The organism is Streptomyces sp. SID14478 (genome assembly GCF_010548525.1).
Lineage (GTDB): Bacteria > Actinomycetota > Actinomycetes > Streptomycetales > Streptomycetaceae > Streptomyces.
In genome coordinates, this window is record NZ_JAAGMG010000313.1 from 1 (window position 1) to 2,819 (window position 2,819).

The following is a 2,819-nucleotide window of genomic DNA, read 5'->3' on the forward strand; positions in this document are numbered from 1 at the left end:
CGCTCGCGGGCTCGGCAGCTGCGTCCGTGTGCGGGTGCGTGTCCTCGTCCGCGTCCGTGGGGGCCTCGGGGGCGGACGCGTCGGGCTCCGACGCGGCGTCCTCGCCCACAGGGGTGTCTGCAGAGGCCGGCGGGACGTCTCCGGCGACCGGCTCCGCGGCGGGCTCGTCGGGCTGGACGGGCCCGGCGGCGTCGCCTGCGTCAGGAGCGGGAGCCGCATGGCTGTCGACCCAGGAGCGCGGGGACTCGTCCGGTGCGGCCGCGGAATCCGGGGTGCCGGAGGTGCCGGGAGCTCCAATGGTGCCCGAGCCGTCCTGCTGCTGGTTCTGCTGCTCGTTCGGCGGCTCGTTCTGTCGCGTGGACCCCTGCCCGGGCTCCGGCGCGGGCTTCTGCTCGGGCTTCTGCTCGTCCTGCCGTCCGTCGAGGGAGGCCAGCTCGGCGAACTCCCGCTTCAGCGCCGCTGCGGAGAACTTCATCGTCGCGCCGCTCTCCAGATCCCCGTTCCCCGCATCGGGCTCCGGGAAAGGCGAAGGGGCGGGCGCGGGCGGCGGTGTGGGAGCAGGGGCCGGCGCGGGCGCAGGTGCGGGCACGGGCGCGGCGGGCGGCGCCGGGGGCGCGGGCGTCCCGGGGGAGCTGCCGGTCTCCGACGCGTTCTGCGTGTACCAGGCCGGCGGGGCGTAGTCGATCGTGAACTCGCCCGTCAGCTCGACACTGGACTCCGCGTCGGACTGATCATCGACGGGTGAATCCCAGCCCCCGCGGATATCGTCCCGATCGCTGTTCACAATGCCTCCTGGTGTGGTCGAGCACCCTCGTGCCGTGCTGGGGGCGACCGTTCCTGTCGTCGATCCGCCGGGCGCGCGACCCGCGGCGGGGTGCACGCAACACGTTCTGCCCCAGCCTAATCACGAAAACCACGTGCACGGCAGGCCCGTCCACCCCGTCGCGGATGTCCGCTGCGTCACGTCGGGCCCGAGATCCGGGGGACGTCGGTGTGCGTACACCAAAACGTGACGAACGAACGCCGACCCTGCGCCCTGAAATGTCCGAAGTGACCGCAAAAAACCCGGAGTTCTCCGGAGCTTCCCGGAGTCAGGCGGGGTGCGGGCCCCGCTCAGTCCATCCGGCGTGCGGTTCCCAACAATCCGGTCTCGGCGTCCGTCGCCTGCGTCATCACGTACTGCCGGTCGCGGTCGGTGCACCACAGGGTCACGCCGTCGGCGAGCGTCGGCAGCGACTCGTACTCGCCGCGCGGCAGCCCTATCACCCGCCCGATCTCGGCCGCCTCGTCCGGCGACACCCGCTGTACGCCCACGAGTCTGGCCTGGCGCATCAGACGTGGCGCCACCGGGCTCAGGTACGGCAGGAGCGTGAGGACGGACTGCCAGGGCGCGGAGGCGACCCGCCCACGTGGCGGCCGCATGCCGCAGTCACGGATGACGAGCACGGGCCCGCCGGCGGAGGCACCCTGCGGCGGAACGCGTCCCACGTCGTGCAGCGTCATCCCCGACTGCCCGCCGCCGACCGCCTGCACGAGCTGCGCCCACTGCTGGGCACGGCCCGTCTCGACGGCCACCCGGGCGCCCGTCGCGGCCGCCCGCAGCGCGAGCACCTGTGCCGTCCACAGACCGCCGATGAGCACGATGTCGTACGGCGTCGGGCGGTTGATGCCCATCACCGCGGGCTGGCCCTCGGCGTCCACGCCGATGACCACGCCGTCGTCCCCGATGGGCAGCGCCAGGGTGTCGAGCTGGTCCGGGGACAGGGAATGCCGCTGGTGGCGCGGGCCGAGCAGACCGAAGCCGGTCCGCAGCCGCTCACCGGGATCGGGCATCTGACGCGGCTGACTGGTCAGGGCCATCAGCGGGCACCTCCGAGGGGCAAGGTGGCGAGAACGCCGGGCAGTTGCTCACGGTCGAGCCGGACGAGTCCCGTGCGCACCTGGCGCGCGGCCTGCTCCAGGTCACGGCGCGCGGTGGTCAGCTCGCTGTCGCTGCGGCCCGTGATCCGCATGTGCCCGGTGAGGGTCACGTCCTGCTGATCGCCCTGGGCCAGCGTCAGACTGAACGTCGTCGCGAGCGCGGGCACCGTCGTCAACTGGGCGACGAGCTGCGGCAGCTGGATGGTCCCGGCCCCCAGCTGGGGCCAGCGGCGCACCCAGTACGTCGTGTGCCGGCGGTTGTCACAGCGCCAGCTGCGCCCGGACTCCTCGGTCCGTCGCTGCGGCGCCTCGCTCCGCCCGGCCTGCGCGGTCACCATCGGGTTGGCGCACGCGGACGTGGCCACCGCGGCGATCAGCTCCTCCTCGGTGAGCACGCTGGCCCGGAACCCGGCGCCGCTGAGCCGGCTCGACAGATGCTCGGCCACGCGCGCGAGGCACTTCTGCGCGCCGATCACGCCACCCCCGCGGGCGGCCACGGCCTCCGGGCACAGCTCCGGATCGAGCTTCAGGGCGATCCACGTGATGCGGACCGCGGGCGATCCGGTCTGTGCCTGCAGCGGCGCGTAATTGCTCACGGCCACCGACTGCTGGGGCAGGTGCAGCGCGGGCGCGGGCTGCGTGTGCAGCACGATCTGCGCGGACTCCAGACGGATCCCGTCGACCTCCAGGGCGTCCCGCACGAGTCCGACCGGCAGGGGGCGCCGGCTGCGCTCGGCCCGCAGCGCCGTGGCGTCCGACTCGACCTGGAGCACGGCGGTCAGGAACCCGCCGTCGCCGACCATGCCGACCGGGCGCTGGTCCCGGTCGTCGCCGCGGTTGTGGCTGTACGTGCGCAGGCTCGGGTCGCACTCGACGGCGGGCGCGAGCCCCGGCTCGGT

The 2,819-nt window shown here is 73.8% G+C and carries 3 protein-coding genes; all 3 read right to left on the bottom strand.

Annotated elements, in window-relative coordinates; all coding sequences use genetic code 11:
* On the bottom strand, positions 1–784 hold a 784-nt coding region (locus tag G3I40_RS46440; RefSeq protein WP_343244885.1), incomplete at its 3' end, for an SCO5717 family growth-regulating ATPase.
* Positions 785–1,113: 329 nt separating this feature from the next.
* Positions 1,114–1,860, bottom strand: coding sequence for a hypothetical protein (locus G3I40_RS10590; RefSeq protein WP_164301905.1), 747 nt, complete (start codon positions 1,858–1,860; stop codon positions 1,114–1,116).
* The coding region (gene eccE, locus G3I40_RS10595; RefSeq protein WP_164301906.1) for a type VII secretion protein EccE at positions 1,860–2,819 on the bottom strand (960 nt) is incomplete at its 5' end. The genes G3I40_RS10590 and eccE, both read right to left, overlap by 1 nt.

Excerpts from the sequence above, each read along its gene's own strand:
- G3I40_RS10590 (WP_164301905.1), bottom strand. The coding sequence starts at position 1,860 with ATGGCCCTGACCAGTCAGCCGCGTCAGATGCCCGATCCCGGTGAGCGG.